Origin of the sequence: Mesorhizobium sp. B2-4-17, from assembly GCF_006441275.1 — a bacterium.
In the GTDB taxonomy this organism is placed as follows: Bacteria; Pseudomonadota; Alphaproteobacteria; order Rhizobiales; family Rhizobiaceae; genus Mesorhizobium.
Genome location: NZ_VFUX01000048.1, coordinates 1 through 14854 on the forward strand (window position 1 = coordinate 1; position 14854 = coordinate 14854).

A 14854-nucleotide genomic window follows, 5' to 3' on the forward strand; every position below is an offset into this window, starting at 1 on the left:
GTCTCATCATGATGAAAAAATGTGTCCACGATGTCCCCGAACACCTGTCCACCTTGTCTCCGGCACAAACAGGAGGGGTTAGGGGTGGGGGTACTCGTAGGGCGAAAGCCTCGGCCTCCATATGCGATAGCCCTGGTCACTGTACGGGGAGAAATGCCCGGCAGGGCAATGAGCGGCGGCGCTGACCCACCAAGCAAGTTTGGTAGGCGCTGCTTCAAGCAACAATGCTCCCTCCGATGCGCAACTGTAGCTGTTGGCGCTGCCTTAGACGGGGAGAAGGCTCGCCTCAAGCTTCGCCGAACACCCGCCTGAAAATCGTGTCGACATGCTTGGTGTGGTAACCCAGGTCGAACTTCTCGCGGATTTCCGCTTCCGGCAGGGCCGCAGTCACGTCCTTGTCGGCCAAAAGCTCCTCAAGGAAATCAGCGCCTTGTTCCCACACTTTCATGGCGTTGCGCTGAACCAGCCGGTAGGAGTCCTCGCGCGACAGGCCGGCCTGCGTCAGCGCCAGCATCACGCGCTGCGAATGCACAAGGCCGCGGAACTTGTTCATGTTCTTCAGCATGTTCTCGGGGTAGACGACCAGCTTGTCGACGACGCTGGTCAGCCGCGACAGCGCGAAATCGAGCGTCACCGTGGCATCCGGGCCGATCATGCGCTCGACCGAGGAATGCGAGATGTCCCGCTCGTGCCAAAGCGCCACATCTTCCATCGCCGGCAGGGCCATGGAACGCACCATGCGGGCCAGGCCGGTGAGGTTTTCCGTCAGCACCGGATTGCGCTTGTGCGGCATGGCCGACGAGCCTTTCTGGCCGGGGGAAAAATACTCCTCCGCCTCCAGCACCTCGGTACGCTGCAGATGCCGGACCTCGATCGCAAGCCGCTCGATCGACGAGGCGATGACGCCAAGCGTGGCGAAGAACATGGCGTGGCGGTCGCGCGGGATCACTTGCGTCGACACCGGCTCAGGCTTCAGCCCGAGCTTTGCCGCCACATACTCCTCAACATAGGGCTCGATGTTGGCAAAGGTGCCGACCGCCCCTGAAATCGCGCAGGTTGCGATGTCCTCCCGCGCGTGAACCAGCCGCTCGCGGCAGCGCGAGAATTCGGCATAGGCCTGCGCCAGCTTGATGCCGAAGGTCGTCGGCTCGGCATGGATGCCGTGGCTGCGGCCGATGGTGACAGTGTCCTTGTGCTCGAAGGCACGGCGCTTGAGCGCGGCAAGCAGCGCGTCGATGTCGGCGAGCAGGATGTCGCTGGCCCGGGTGAGTTGCACCGCAAGGCAGGTGTCGAGCACGTCCGAAGACGTCATGCCCTGATGGATGAAACGCGCGTCGGGTCCGACGAATTCCGCGAGATGGGTCAGAAAGGCGATGACGTCATGCTTGGTGACGCGCTCGATCTCGTCGATCTTTTCGACGTCGAATTTCGCCGCGCCGCCCTTTTCCCAGATGGTTTTCGCCGCTTCCTTCGGGATGACGCCGAGTTCGGCCAAGGCGTCGCAGGCATGGGCTTCGATTTCGAACCAGATGCGAAACCGGGTTTCGGGCGACCAGATGGCGACCATTTCCGGCCGGGAATAGCGAGGGATCATACGGATCGATTTCCAGCTTCGCGTTGCGTTGGCCGCGTCCTAACAGAGGCGGGCAAAATGCTCAATGTTGCTGCCGCCCAAAGCGGAGGCCCGCGACAAACAAGGCGGAAAACAGAGCCAGTGAGGCGAAGACGGGGTGCCTGCCATTCGGCATGGTAGGATTGCAAGGTTTCCAATCCGGCGGTCGGGTCAAAGACCGAATCAAAATCTCGTCTGGCCAAAAAATGCATCCAAACGGATTGTCATTTGTTATTGTCGGCAGTCCCCAAATGGAGAACCCCCCATGACCGACACCAGTAAAATTCGTGAACATATGGAAGTCGTCGGCGCCGATGGCGTGCATTTAGGCACCGTCGACAAGGTCGACGGCCAGCGTATCAAACTGACCAAGGCTGATAGCGGCGAGGGCGCTCACAAGGGCCATCACCACTACATTCCTCTGGCCCTGGTTGCCGAAGTCGATGGCAAGAAGGTGTGGCTGTCGGCGAATTCCGATGTCGCGGTGACGTTCGAGGAAGAGAAGTCGGATCCGGTCTGATTGACGGCTTCGGCCAATCCCATCCGGGATTACGTCAACACAACAACGAGATAGAACGGGTTGCCGTTTGCGTGAAACGGCAACCCGTTTTAGCGACGCGATGACCAGACGGGAAACAGATCATTGTCGGCTGGCGTCGCGGCAAACACGCCGCGGCTGATGGCGCGTGCCATGGTGGCGCCGGCCGCGGCATAGAGGTCGATTGCCGCATCGGCTTCGAGCCGGATGCCGCTCTTGCCCGTTGCCAGCGCGAACACCAGATCACCGTCGGCCGGCGTGTGGGTCGGCCAGATGGCGCGCACGAAGCCGTCATGCGCCGACATCGCCAGGCGTTTTGCCGCGGCCTTGGTGAGGATGGCATCCGTGGCAATCACGGCGATCGTCGTGTTGCCACCGGTTTCCATCTGCTGCCCGGCATGCCTGTCGCGAAACTTCAGCAAGATGCTCTTCGCATCGTCCGGCACGGGTGAGGGATACCCAAGCCCACCGAATTCGTCACCGATTTCAAACGGCGCCGCCCAGAAATGGCGGGTGTGGCTGACTGTGACCGATCCGGTCGGGTTGACGGCTGCCAGCGCACCGATGGTGACGCCACTGTCCAGCAGGGTCGACGCGGAACCCAAGCCGCCCTTCAGCCCCGCGGTCAGCGCGCCGGTGCCGGCGCCGGTAGTGCCGAGTTGGAAATCGGTCGCGGCGGATTGCGCCGCCTCGTAGCCGAGATCCCGGTATGGGGGATAACGGCCCCAATCCTTGTCGCCGCCATTGCGCAGATCGAACAGGATCGCGGCCGGCACGATCGGCACGCGAAAGCCGCCGACCTCAAATCCGATGCCGCGCTCGCGCAGCGCGGCCTGCACGCCGGACGCCGCGTCGAGGCCGAAAGCCGAACCGCCCGAAAGCACGATGGCGTGGACCGTCTCGACCGAATTGTGCGGTTCGAGAAGGTCCGTCTCGCGTGTGCCCGGCGCACCGCCCAGGATCTGCACACCAGCCACCGCCGGCTCGTCGCAAAGCACAGCCGTCACGCCTGACTTCAGTCTCGTATCGGTCGCGTTGCCGACGCGCAGGCCGGCGACATCGGTAATCAGATTGCGCGGACCGGTGCGGAACATCAGTTGCTTTCCAGGGGCACGAAGCGCGTGCCGTCAAAGCGGAAGACGCGGTAAAGGCTCTGGTTGAGGTCGCCCTTGGCATCGAAGCGGATCGGGCCGATCGCGGTGGTGAAATCATGCCCGCTCAGGGCGTCAGCGAGCGACTTTCCCGAGCTGTCGGACAAAGCCGCTGCCGCCTTGGCGATCTCGACCGCCGCATAGGCCGGCAGCGTGTAGCCGTCCGGCACGATCTTTCGGGCGGAAAAGCTTTCCAGCACTTTAGGGTCGGCGACATCGGCCCATTCGGGCGGCGCGATCATCAACGTGCCCGTTGCATAGGGAACATCGCTCGGCGGCGTGCGCAGATTTTCACCGCCGGCAAAGACGATGCCGGCTTGAAGTTGCGCGGCATCGCGGCCCATGATCGCGATGTCATTCCCGTCACCCCCGGCAAAGACGTGGGTGGCACCGGCCTTTTTCAGCCGGCCGACGAGGCCGATCTGGTTGTCGAGCTGTGGCCGGAACGTGTCGACAAAGACAGGTTTCAGTGCCGCCTGTTCCGCCGCCGCGCGAAATGTCTCGGCGATCTCGCGGCCATATATGGTGCCGTCATCGATGATGGCGAAAAGCTCGTTCTGCCACAGGCGCGTCAGGGAGGAGGCAACGGCATTGCGCTCATCGTCGCCGCGCGGCCCGAGGCGATAGACCGGCCAGCCGGTCTTGGCGCGGCGGTCGGTCAGGCTTTCGGTTCGCACACCGACGGTGAGGACCGGAATGTTGGCGTCCTTCAGGATCGGCAACGCCGCCTCGATCGCCTCCGTGCAGAGAAAGCCGACCACCACACCGACCTTGGCCGCCGCGAAGCTCCTGGCCGCGGCCGCGCCGCCATCGGCGGTGCAGGCGTCGTCCTCGGTCTTGAGTTCAATGCCGTTTGCTTCCGCCGCAAGTTCGGCGCCGGTCTCGATCTGCTTGCCGAGGATGGCCGATGGTCCCGACAGGGGCGCGGCGACGCCGATGGTGAGCGTCTCAGCGCTAGCCGTGCTGGCCACGAACAGCCAGGCCAGTGCGGCGGATATCGTTGCCCCGGATCGCATCCTTTCGAAGAGTCCCTCCAAGCCCGCGACATCACGCAGGCGCCAATCCCCGCCAAGACCTAAAGGGTGCCCGGCCTTGGTGCAACACGCGAATTCAGGGATATGGGCCAAGCACTTCGCTTGTGGCATGTCATGTCTGGCCATATATAGCGGTAGGGTTTCTGGCTGTGGAAAATTCCGGTGCTGAAGAAGAATGATATTGGACCGCAGGCCTATCGCGACGCGATGAGCCATTTTGCCGGTCACGTCCATGTGGTCACCACGGATGGGCCGGCGGGCAAGCGTGGCGCGACGGTGATTGCTGCCTGTTCGGTATCGGACACGCCGCCGACCATCCTGGTCTGCCTCAACCGAGAGAATCCCAAGAACGAGCCTTTCGTAAAGAACGGCAGATTTGCCTTGAACACGCTGGCGTCGCACCAGCAGCCGCTGTCGATTGGGTTTTCCGGCATCACCGGCCTGCCGGTCGAGGAGCGTTTCGCGCTCGGCGAATGGGACGTGATTTCCACCGGCGCGCCGACGTTGAAGGGGGCACTCGCGGTGTTCGACTGCGAACTGATCGACACCAAGGATCTGGCGACCCATCGTGTGCTTTTTGGCAAGGTGACAGGCCTGCGCATGGGCGATAATTTGCGGCCGCTGATCTATCACGCACGCGGCTACCACGTTCTTGACAGTGGGGCAGCGGCGCCCACGGAGAAGGAATGAGCGATTTGAGACCGCGAGCCGTGCCGCGGACGATCGACGAGACGCTCGATCTCCTGACCGGCGCGGACTATGTGGCGGACCGGTCGCTGGCCACCGTGCTTTTCCTGTCGCTGCGCATGAACAGGCCACTGTTCCTCGAGGGCGAGGCCGGCGTCGGCAAGACCGAGATCGCCAAGGTGTTGGCTAGGGCGCTCGGCCGCAGGCTGATCCGGCTGCAATGCTATGAGGGGCTCGATGTCTCCTCGGCCGTCTATGAGTGGAATTATGCCGCGCAGATGATCGAGATCCGCATGGACGAGGCGGCTGGAAACGTCGATCGCTCCGCCATGGAACGCAACGTGTTCTCCGAAAAATACCTCATCCGCCGCCCGGTGCTGGACGCGTTGACCGGCAAAGCGGGGGCGGCCCCGGTTTTCCTCATCGACGAACTCGACCGCACGGACGAAGCCTTCGAGGCCTTCCTGCTCGAAATCTTGTCCGACTTCCAGGTGACGGTGCCCGAACTCGGCACCATCAAGGCGGAAGAACCGCCGATCGTCATCATCACCACCAACCGCACCCGCGAGATCCATGACGCGCTGAAGCGGCGCTGCCTCTATCACTGGGTGGATTATCCCAATGCCGAGCGCGAGCTGGAGATCGTGCGCCGCAAGGTGCCGCAGGCCAACCAGAGGCTCTCGGCGGAGGTGGTCTCCTTCATCCAGAAGCTGCGCCGGATGGAGCTGTTCAAGGTGCCGGGCGTCGCCGAGACCATCGATTGGGCCGGCGCGCTGACCGAACTCGACAAGGTGGCGCTCGATCCCGAGACCGTATCCGACACGATCGGCGTGCTGTTGAAATACCAGGACGACATTGCCCGCATCGGCGCGGGCGAGGGCCGGCGCATCCTCGACGAGGTCAAGGCCGAACTCGCGGCGGCGGAGTAGCGGCAATGAAGGCGCCGCGTCCCGACCCCAGAGAGGCGACGGCGGACGGCCGCATCGCCGATAACATCGTCTATTTCGCCCGCACCTTGCGCAAGGCAGGCATGCGGGTCGGGCCGGCCTCGGTCAAGGACGCGATCGAGGCGGTGCTCGCCGCCGGCATCGGCTCGCGCGACGATTTCTACTGGACGCTGCACGCCGTGCTGGTGTCACGGCATGAGGATCACCCGACCTTCGACGAAGCCTTCCGGCTGTTCTGGAAGTCGCGCGAACTGATCGAGAAACTGCTGGCAATGTTTTCGCCGGTAGCGCCCGACGCCAGGGAGAAGCAGAAGCCACGCGCGGCTGAGAACCGCGTCAGCCAGGCGCTGTTCGAGGGCCATCGGAAGAACCAGCCGCCGCGGGAGGTTCCCGAGATCGAGGTCGATGCCCGCTTCACTTTTTCCGGTAACGAGGTGTTGCGGGACAAGGATTTTGCCCAGATGAACGCCGCCGAGATGGCCGACGCCAGGAAGGCGATCGCGGAGTTGAGGCTGCCTGTCGACCTGGTACGGACCCGGCGCTTCAAGGCCGATGCGCATGGCCGCCGCATCGATCCGCGCGCCATGATGCGCGCGGCCGCGCGCACCGGCGGCGAGTTGATCCTGCCGAAATTCCGTTCGGTCCGCGAGGCCCACCCGCCGCTGGTGGTGCTGGCCGACATTTCCGGTTCGATGAGCCAGTACACGCGCATCTTCCTGCATTTCCTGCACGCGCTGACGGAAAAACGCCGGCGCGTGCACACTTTCGTCTTTGGTACCAGGCTGACCAATCTGACGCGGCAGATGCGACACGGCGACCCCGACGCGGCACTCGCCGACTGTTCGGCGGTGGTCAAGGACTGGTCGGGCGGCACGCGCATCGGCGATACACTGGCCGAATTCAACCTGATATGGTCGCGGCGTGTGCTGGGGCAGGGCGCGGTCGTGCTCCTGATCACCGACGGGCTGGAGCGCGACGATATCACCGGCCTCTCGCAGGAGATGGAGCGGCTGCATAAGTCCTGCAGGCGGCTGATCTGGCTGAACCCGTTGTTGCGGTTTGACGGTTTTCAGGCGCGCGCCCGTGGCGTCAAGGCGATGCTGCCGCATGTCGACGAATTCCGCTCTGTGCACAATCTTGATGCGCTCGTCGACCTCTGCGCCTCGCTGGACAAGAAGTCGGCGCTTTCAGTCGATCCGCGGCGATGGATGGATGCTGGCGCGAGGCGTGCGGCATAGCCATATGTTTTCTCGGTTCCTTGGAAAAACAGACCCTGAGAGAAGCGACGATGAGCGACAACATTTATCTCGATGAGGCCCGCGATCCGCTGATCATCGCGGAAGGCTGGATGAAGGATGGCAAGGATGTCGCCATCGCGACCGTGGTCGAAACCTGGGGTTCGGCGCCACGTCCGGTCGGCAGCCATCTTGTCATCGATGCGGACGGCAATTTCCACGGTTCCGTTTCGGGCGGCTGCGTCGAGGGCGCCGTGGTGGCCGAGGCGATAGACGTCATCGGCTCCGGCAAGGCAAGGATGCTGGAGTTCGGCGTTGCCGACGACACCGCCTGGCAGGTTGGCTTGTCCTGTGGCGGCCGCATCAAGGTCTATGTGGAAAGGCTAGGCTGATCCGATGGATCCCTACGCGCTGAAGACCCTCAACGCTGAACGACGCGCCCGCCGCGCGGCGATCCTCGTCACCGATCTCGGTGACGGCCGCGATCGTATCGTGCGTGAGGGCGATCAGGTTGCCGGCGAGCTCGGAACAGCAATCGCCAGGGCTTTCCGATCAGGCAACTCCGGTTCCGTCGAAGCGGAGGGACGGACCATCTTTCTCAATGCGCATCTGCCGCAGCCGCGCCTTGTGGTGATCGGCGCCGTTCATATCAGCCAGGCGCTGGCGCCGATGGCAAGGATCGCCGGCTATCCCCTCGAGATCATCGATCCGCGCACCGCTTTCGCTACACCGGACCGCTTTCCCGATGTCGCCCTGCATGCCGAGTGGCCGGAAGATGTATTGAAGCGCCAGCCGCTCGACGCCTACACGGCGCTTGCCGCCGTCACCCATGATCCGAAGATCGACGATTTCGCCCTGAAAGCCGCACTCGACGCCAACTGCTTCTATGTCGGGGCGCTTGGCAGCCGCAAGACGCACGCCAAGCGAGTCGAGCGCCTGCTGGCGCTTGGCGCGAGTGCCGAACAGGTCGCCCGCATCCACGCGCCGATCGGGCTCGATATCGGCGCCGCGAGCCCCGCCGAGATCGCGGTCGCCATTCTCGCGCAAACCATCTTAGCCTTCCGCTCGCGCGGCCTCGATGCCTCTGCATCGCGCGTCCAGGTGGACGCGCGGCCTTCTGCGGGCGCGGTGGCGTGAAATTCGGTCCGATTCCGATTGAGGCGGCCGAAGGCGCGGTGCTGGCGCATGCCACCACCGCCGGCGAAAAGCGCTTTCGCAAGGCCCACAGGTTGAGCGCCGAAGATGTCGCCATACTCAAAGCGGCAGGGATATCGCAGGTCGTTGCGGCCGTGCTGGCTTCGGGTGATCTCGGCGAGGACGCCGCGGCGCAGAGAATCGCCGAGGGCATGATTTTCAGCGGCGTCGAGGCCAGGCCCGCCGCCACCGGTCGGGTCAATCTCCATGCCAGGGCGGCCGGCATCTTCACGGTCGATGCCGCCATGATCGACGCCATCAACGCTGTCGATCCCGCCATCACCATCGCGACGCTGGCTCAGCACGCGCCGGTCGAGAAGGGCCGGATGATCGCGACGGTGAAGATCATCCCGTTCGCGGTCGCCTCGACACTTGTCGACGCCGTGACGGAAATCTGTGCCGGCGGAGAGATCTTCGCCGTCAACGCCTACAGACCGGTGCGCGTCGGTGTCATCCAGACGGTTCTGCCGGGCATCAAGCCCGGTGTGCTCGACAAAACCTTGCGCGTCACCGAGGCACGGCTGGCGCGCACGGGCGGCAGGTTGACGGCGGAGCGCCGCACGGCACACGAGATCGCGCCGCTGGCCGAGGCTGCCAACTCGCTGGCGCGCGACAACGACATTGTGGTGATCTTCGGCGCCTCGGCGATGAGCGATTTCGCCGATGTCGTTCCGGCGGCGATCGAAATGGCGGGGGGGACCGTCATCCGCGCCGGCATGCCAGTCGATCCTGGCAATCTGCTGGTGCTCGGCACGCTTGCCGGCAAGCGCGTCATCGGTGCGCCCGGCTGCGCCCGCAGTCCCAAGGAAAACGGCTTCGACTGGGTGCTTGACCGATTGATTGCCGGCCTCGACGTCACCGCCCGCGACATTGCCGGTATGGGGGTCGGCGGGCTGTTGATGGAAATCCCGACGCGGCCGCAGCCGCGCGAGCCGCTGCCCGCCAAGAGCAAGCTCAAGGTCGGGATCGTGCTTCTGGCGGCCGGCCGGTCGAGCCGCATGGGAGGGCCGAACAAGCTTCTGGCGCTCTTCGATGGCCAACCGCTGGTGCGCCGCACCGCCGAGCGTGCGCTTGCCTCGAAGGCATCGGGCACGATCATCGTCACCGGTCATCAGCGCGAGCGGGTACGGGCGGCGTTGTCGGGTCTCGACGTGACCTTCGCCGACAATCCCGATTTTGCCGATGGCCTGTCCACTTCGCTGAGAGCCGGTATTGCCTATCTGCCACATGACATGGCCGGTGCGATGATCGTGCTGGGAGACATGCCGGGTGTCGCGCCCGAAGACCTCGACAGGCTGATCGATGCGTTCCGCAAGGCTGGAGGCAATTCGGTGGTTCGCGCCTCGCATGGGGGCAAGCGCGGTAACCCGGTGCTTTTGCCACGCTCGCTGTTCCCGGCGATTGCCCATCTCGAAGGCGATACCGGTGCCCGCCATCTGGTCGAGGCCGAAGGGCTCATCGATGTCGAGATCGGCGAGGGCGCGTCAGTCGATGTCGACACCCGCGAGGCGCTGGAAGATGCCGGCGGCGTGCTGCAGGATTGACAAACCCAAGCTGTATTACGCATGGCTGAGGTATGGCTTTTCGTATCCTCTCCCCGCTCCATGGCCTTCTGGTCGCGACATTCGCTCTTTGCACTGCCGCCAATGCGCTTGAACTAGAACCCTTCAAGGACGATCTCTTCGCCTATCCGGCCACGCTCTCGTCTGACACCAATGGCGCTTACACGGTCATCGACTACCGCGAAATGCGCGACATCAACCAGCGCGACGAGGTGCCGGAAAAACGCGTGCATCCGCAATATGCCGATACCGGCGTACGCAAGGTGCAGCAGGATCTGATGCTGAAGACGGACGTCGGCGATGTCAGGCATGTCGCCGTCGGCAAGACGCAAGGCGCTGCCATCATCGTGCTCTATCTGCACGGACAGGGCGGCAGCCGCAAGCAGGGCGTCGACGACTTCACTTTCGGCGGCAATTTCAACCGCATCAAGAACCTGATGGCCGGCAATGGCGGCCTCTATCTCTCTCCGGATTTCCCCGATTTCGGCGACAAGGGCGCCGCGCAGGTCGCGGCCCTGATCGATCACTATGCCGAACAGTCTCCGGGCGCGAAGATCTTCGTCGCCTGCGGCTCCATGGGCGGCGCGCTGTGCTGGAAGCTTGCCGGACGCAAGGACACGGGCGCCCGCATCGATGGCTTGTTGCTGCTCGGTTCGCTGTGGGACGACAGCTTTTTCGCCAGCCCCGCTTTCAAACGCCGCGTGCCGGTGTTCTTCGGCCAGGGCAGTCACGACGTGGTCTTTCCCGTCGCCAATCAGGAAGCCTTCTTCCGCTCGATCCTGGCCAAATCGAAGACCTATCCGACCCGCTTCGTCCGTTTCGAGACCGGCACGCACGGCACGCCGATCCGCATGGCCGACTGGCGGGGAACGCTCAACTGGATGCTGTCGAAGTCACCTTGACCGCCGCTGGCTGGGAGAAGCCCACCGACATTTCAGGGCGCGGTGTTGTAGTCGACGACGGTCTGCGGGTTCTGCTCGCCGTCATAGGACGCGTCGACATCATACTGGACCAGCGAGAAATCGCCATTGCGGAACAGATAGGTGGCCGACGAAGAGGCATCTGCAGCGCCACGCCATTTGTTGAAGGTGGTGATCGTGTGGGCATCCTTGTCATAGCTGGAATTGGTCGCCCAGCCTGTCGTCCGGAAGCCGACAATGTGCATGGATTCGACCTTGCCCTCGCTGTCGTTGTTCACGTAGCGGATATCCATCTCCGGCTCCGTGAACTGCAACTGCCGCACTCCTGATACATCGTCGCTCATGTAGTAGATGGAGTTTTCATTGTAGGCGGCGACCGAGCAGGAGAAATGGAAAAGCCGCGCTTCCCGGTCGGGATCGCTGGCGGCCGCATCCTTGTCCCTGTACTTGATCGAGAAAGTTTCCGGCTCGCTGGCCAAAAGGTTCTTGTCGCATTGGTCGCCATACGTCGCCAGAAAAGCCTTCTTGGCCTGTTCGAGCGCGGTGTCCTTCTTGGGCGGCGGCGGTCCGTCGCCACAGCTTGGCGGCAACGCCCCTTCGAAATCGGCGGTGGAAGGTTTCAGCGCGCCTTTCTCGATATGGATGGGATCGAAAGGCGGCTCCGCCTGGGCCTGGGCATTCACCTGGCGCAGCGTGTAGCAGCCGGCAAAGACCTTTTCGCCGCCGTTCTTGTCCGTGGCACGGATGGCGACGGGCACGTTATAGTATATGCTGCCGGCGGCTCCCTCGTCTGAAACCGCACCGGTCGCGACCTCGACCTTGTCGGTGCCGTCATAGCCCTTGACGAAACTGTCGAAATCCTTAGCCGGCTTGGTGTCGCCGAAATAGCCCCAGGCGCGGGCGAATTCGTGCCGGCTGATGGCGCTGTAGAGCGAACGGATGACCGCCTCGGCACTCGACCTGTCGTCGATATAGGGTGTTTCGGGAGCATCGCCGGCGGCACGTGCCGTATGGCCGACGGCGGCAAGGGAGAGAAGGGCAGTCGCCGCGAGAAGGACGCGTCTCATCGGGAATCTCCGCGTTCGATAACGCAGATTCTACCATTGCGATTGCGGCGGCGTGGTGACGCGGCGCTCATGGCGCTTGAAGAATCGCGCCTTGAGGCGCTAGCTCCTCGCGACGGCGCTTAGACCGGACAGGAGATTTGACGTGACCATATCGATGTATGAGGCTTCCGTGCCGGTGTTCTCGGCCAGGCTGAAAGCACTTTCCAGTGTTCTGGCAGCTGCCGAACAGAATGCAGTTGACCGCAAGATCGACCCGCAGGTGTTTCTGACGGCGCGGCTGGCGCCCGACATGTTCGCCTTGACCAGGCAGGTGCAGATCGCGACCGATCATGCCAAAGGCGCGCCCTCGCGGCTGGCCGGCCGCGAAGTGCCGAAATACGAGGACAATGAGGCAAGCTTTGCCGACCTCGAGGCGAGGATAGCCAGGACGGTCGCGCATCTGGCGACGTTTTCGGCCGCCGATATCGACGGTTCCGACGAAAGGACGATCGAGTTGAAGCTCGGCGGACGCGAAACCACGATGGGCGGCATGCAGTATCTGCTGCATCTGGCCATGCCCAACTTCTATTTCCACCTCACCACCGCTTACGACATTCTGCGCCACAATGGCGTGCCGCTCGGCAAGGCGACATTCCTCGGAACGCGTTGAGGATTGAGGTCTTGAGATGTCCCGGATCGATCCGGGACATCTCACAACCAGCTTAGCGAACGGACATTTCGCGGGCGATGCGCGGAAAATCGGCTGGCTTGATGCCGATATCGGCGCGGTCGGCGTTGCTCATCGAATGAAGCAGCGCAAGTGCCGCGCGGTATCTCAGATGTTCCTGTGGCCGTGGCCGGGCGAACATTTCAGTGAAGAAACCCATGATTCAGGCTCCTGATTGGTCCTCCACGAATCCCAATATAGGTGAATCGTGACAATTGTGCAGTGCAGCATTTGCATGCCTGCTATGTCCGGGATGATTTCAATGAAAATTTCTTTGCCGCCGGTGAAACTTTCGCGCCGCACAATCGTAGGCTTGGACGCCGGCACGTGGCCAGTTTTTCCTCGGCACTCCTGGCGAATTTCCGGGCTGCACGAAAGTGCAGTCCGGCTTTTGTTGGGAACAGGGTGTGATCCTCCGAATGGCTAAATTCATCAAGACCGGTGGCATTTATTTTTAACGAGCCGGTTCTATGTTCTGATAACGGAACAGTCGGGCAAGGGGGAGGCTGATATCGCTACCGGCGCCAAGCGTGATTTCGCTTCGTTGCTCGACGACCTCTTCGTGGCCTCCGAAAAGGGTGACGGCACAGAGGACGACGAGGCGGGCACGCGTCCGTCCATTCCCTTCGACTATCTCTCGGTTGCGGATGAACTCCATTCCGGCCGCATCAAAGTATCCGCCGCCGAATATCGTGAGGCAGGTGCTGATCTGGCGAGCGAGTTTGCCGCCTTGCTGGACCACGCCAGGCTGGCGCTGGCCGGCGAGGAACCGAAACCCGAGGAAAAATTGCCGCCGATCGACCCCGAATCGATCGCAGCCGAACTGGGACTGGACCAGCCCAAGGGCGCCGCCGATTTCGGACGCATGCGCCGCAGCTTTGCTTTTACCAACCATCCCGATCGCGTCGCCCCGCATCTGCGCCAGCACGCCATGATCCGCATGCAGATCGCCAATATGCTGATCGACGACGCCAAACGCCGCGCCGTCGCGGGCGCTCGCCGCTAAACGCAGCGCAATTCGTTCAAAGTCGGTCCGGCAAGACTTGGAGAGCGGCTCCGCTTTCCTGTAGGATATGATTTCCTCCCCGCGCGGCCGCGCACGCTTTCCCTCCGGAGCAGAAAATTCATGCACAAACGCCGTGTCGGTCGGACCGATCTTCTTGTTACCCAGATTTGCCTGGGATCCATGACCTGGGGCCAGCAGAACACCGAGGCCGAGGGACACGCCCAGATGGACCTGGCCTTTTCGCGCGGTGTCAATTTCATCGACACCGCCGAACTCTATCCGATTCCACCCAAGGCCGAGACACAGGGACGGACAGAAAAGATCATCGGCAGCTGGATGAAGGCGAGGGGTAACCGTGACAAGGTGATCCTCGCTTCCAAGGTCGTCGGCCGCACCGCCAACAACTGGTTTCGCGGCGGCCGGCCCTCGCAATTGGTGAGGGCCGACATTTTTGACGCCATCGACAAGTCGCTGGCCAAGCTCGGCACGGACTATCTCGACCTCTATCAGATCCATTGGCCGGAACGCGACATCCCGTGGGGCGCCAACCCAACACGCGTCGGCGCCGTGGCGCGTCGTGCCGACGCGGCCGGCGCGCCGGCTGGCGAGACGCCGGTCGCCGAGACACTCGCAGTGTTCGACGAACTGGTGAAGGTTGGAAAAATTCGCCATTTCGGTTTGTCGAACGAGAGTTCGTGGGGCGTGATGCGCTTCCTGGCAGAGGCCGACAAAGGGATCGGTCCGCGCGTCGCGTCGATCCAGAATGCTTACAATCTCGTCAACCGCACCTTCGAGGTCAATCTCGCCGAGGTCTGCGAGTGTGAGGACGTGTCGCTGCTCGCTTATTCGCCGCTGGCGCAGGGCTATCTGACCGGCAAATACGACCATGGCGCGCGCCCGCCGGGGTCGCGCTCGCAACTGTTCAACCGTGGCCAGCGTTATGAGAAACCGAATGCGGCTGAAGCACAGCTCGAATACAATGAGTTGGCGCGCAGTTTCGGGTTCGAGCCGGCCCTGTTTGCCAATGCCTATGTCTCGAGCCGTCCCTTCGTGACCTCCAACATCATCGGCGCGACAACCATTCCGCAGTTGGAGATGGCACTATCATCCGTCGATGTGGTGTGGACCGAAGAGATGCAGAAGGCGGTGGATGCCATTCACCAGAGGGTCGGCAATCCCTGTCCTTGATCGGGAC

Annotated in this window: 16 protein-coding genes; 11 read left to right on the top strand and 5 right to left on the bottom strand. The window is 62.9% G+C overall.

Going from position 1 to position 14854, the window contains the following annotated elements; translation table 11 throughout:
* Positions 1–286: 286 nt before the first annotated feature.
* A complete protein-coding gene (purB, locus tag FJ548_RS27640; protein WP_140779556.1) occupies positions 287–1594 on the bottom strand; it encodes an adenylosuccinate lyase in 1308 nt (435 codons plus the stop codon).
* Between the two features lie 283 nt (positions 1595–1877).
* Between purB and FJ548_RS27645 the strand changes: the two genes are divergently transcribed.
* Positions 1878–2132 (top strand): DUF2171 domain-containing protein, encoded by a 255-nt coding sequence (locus FJ548_RS27645; RefSeq protein ID WP_010909112.1) that lies wholly within the window; start codon positions 1878–1880, stop codon positions 2130–2132.
* A gap of 89 nt (positions 2133–2221) precedes the next feature.
* On the opposite strand, the gene FJ548_RS27650 is transcribed toward FJ548_RS27645, so the two are convergent.
* Together FJ548_RS27650 and FJ548_RS27655 are read right to left on the bottom strand one after the other, a co-directional pair.
* Positions 2222–3244 carry a P1 family peptidase gene (locus tag FJ548_RS27650; protein WP_140779557.1) on the bottom strand — a complete coding sequence of 341 codons (1023 nt, stop codon included), beginning with the start codon at positions 3242–3244 and terminating at the stop codon, positions 2222–2224.
* Positions 3244–4317 (bottom strand): branched-chain amino acid ABC transporter substrate-binding protein, encoded by a 1074-nt coding sequence (locus tag FJ548_RS27655; RefSeq protein ID WP_140779558.1) that lies wholly within the window; start codon positions 4315–4317, stop codon positions 3244–3246. Before FJ548_RS27655 ends, FJ548_RS27650 begins: the two co-directional genes overlap by 1 nt.
* A 180-nt stretch (positions 4318–4497) precedes the next feature.
* On the opposite strand from FJ548_RS27655, the gene FJ548_RS27660 reads away from it, so the two are divergent.
* The 7 genes from FJ548_RS27660 to FJ548_RS27690 are packed head-to-tail and all read left to right on the top strand — an operon-like array spanning position 4498 to position 10862.
* The gene (locus tag FJ548_RS27660) at positions 4498–5025 is read left to right on the top strand and encodes a flavin reductase (RefSeq protein WP_140699222.1); all 528 of its coding nucleotides are present in this window, start codon (positions 4498–4500) and stop codon (positions 5023–5025) included.
* A complete protein-coding gene (locus FJ548_RS27665) occupies positions 5022–5951 on the top strand; it encodes a MoxR family ATPase (protein ID WP_140779559.1) in 930 nt (309 codons plus the stop codon). Before FJ548_RS27660 ends, FJ548_RS27665 begins: the two co-directional genes overlap by 4 nt.
* A gap of 5 nt (positions 5952–5956) precedes the next feature.
* Positions 5957–7207: a VWA domain-containing protein gene (locus FJ548_RS27670; protein WP_140779560.1), complete on the top strand. Its 1251-nt coding sequence runs from the start codon at positions 5957–5959 to the stop codon at positions 7205–7207.
* Between the two features lie 50 nt (positions 7208–7257).
* A complete protein-coding gene (locus tag FJ548_RS27675) occupies positions 7258–7596 on the top strand; it encodes an XdhC family protein (protein ID WP_140779561.1) in 339 nt (112 codons plus the stop codon).
* Positions 7597–7600: 4 nt separating this feature from the next.
* Positions 7601–8341: an XdhC family protein gene (locus tag FJ548_RS27680; protein WP_140762168.1), complete on the top strand. Its 741-nt coding sequence runs from the start codon at positions 7601–7603 to the stop codon at positions 8339–8341.
* Positions 8338–9942, top strand: a complete 1605-nt coding sequence (locus tag FJ548_RS27685; RefSeq protein ID WP_140779562.1) for a molybdopterin-binding/glycosyltransferase family 2 protein — start codon at positions 8338–8340, stop codon at positions 9940–9942. The genes FJ548_RS27680 and FJ548_RS27685 overlap by 4 nt, the downstream gene beginning before the upstream one ends.
* Positions 9943–9974: 32 nt before the next feature.
* Positions 9975–10862: an alpha/beta fold hydrolase gene (locus FJ548_RS27690; RefSeq protein ID WP_140779563.1), complete on the top strand. Its 888-nt coding sequence runs from the start codon at positions 9975–9977 to the stop codon at positions 10860–10862.
* Positions 10863–10894: 32 nt separating this feature from the next.
* On the opposite strand, the gene FJ548_RS27695 is transcribed toward FJ548_RS27690, so the two are convergent.
* On the bottom strand, positions 10895–11947 hold the full coding sequence (locus FJ548_RS27695) for a DUF1176 domain-containing protein (RefSeq protein WP_140779564.1): 1053 nt from the start codon (positions 11945–11947) through the stop codon (positions 10895–10897).
* A gap of 142 nt (positions 11948–12089) precedes the next feature.
* On the opposite strand from FJ548_RS27695, the gene FJ548_RS27700 reads away from it, so the two are divergent.
* A complete protein-coding gene (locus FJ548_RS27700) occupies positions 12090–12596 on the top strand; it encodes a DUF1993 family protein (protein ID WP_140779565.1) in 507 nt (168 codons plus the stop codon).
* 52 nt (positions 12597–12648) lie between these two features.
* Here FJ548_RS27700 and FJ548_RS27705 read toward each other — a convergent pair whose 3' ends face one another.
* Positions 12649–12813, bottom strand: coding sequence for a hypothetical protein (locus FJ548_RS27705; RefSeq protein ID WP_140493788.1), 165 nt, complete (start codon positions 12811–12813; stop codon positions 12649–12651).
* Between the two features lie 384 nt (positions 12814–13197).
* Here FJ548_RS27705 and FJ548_RS27710 point away from each other — a divergent pair, with 384 nt between their 5' ends.
* On the top strand, positions 13198–13659 hold the full coding sequence (locus tag FJ548_RS27710) for a hypothetical protein (RefSeq protein ID WP_140779566.1): 462 nt from the start codon (positions 13198–13200) through the stop codon (positions 13657–13659).
* Positions 13660–13779: 120 nt separating this feature from the next.
* Positions 13780–14847 carry an aldo/keto reductase gene (locus tag FJ548_RS27715; RefSeq protein ID WP_140779567.1) on the top strand — a complete coding sequence of 356 codons (1068 nt, stop codon included), beginning with the start codon at positions 13780–13782 and terminating at the stop codon, positions 14845–14847.
* Positions 14848–14854 lie beyond the last annotated feature (7 nt).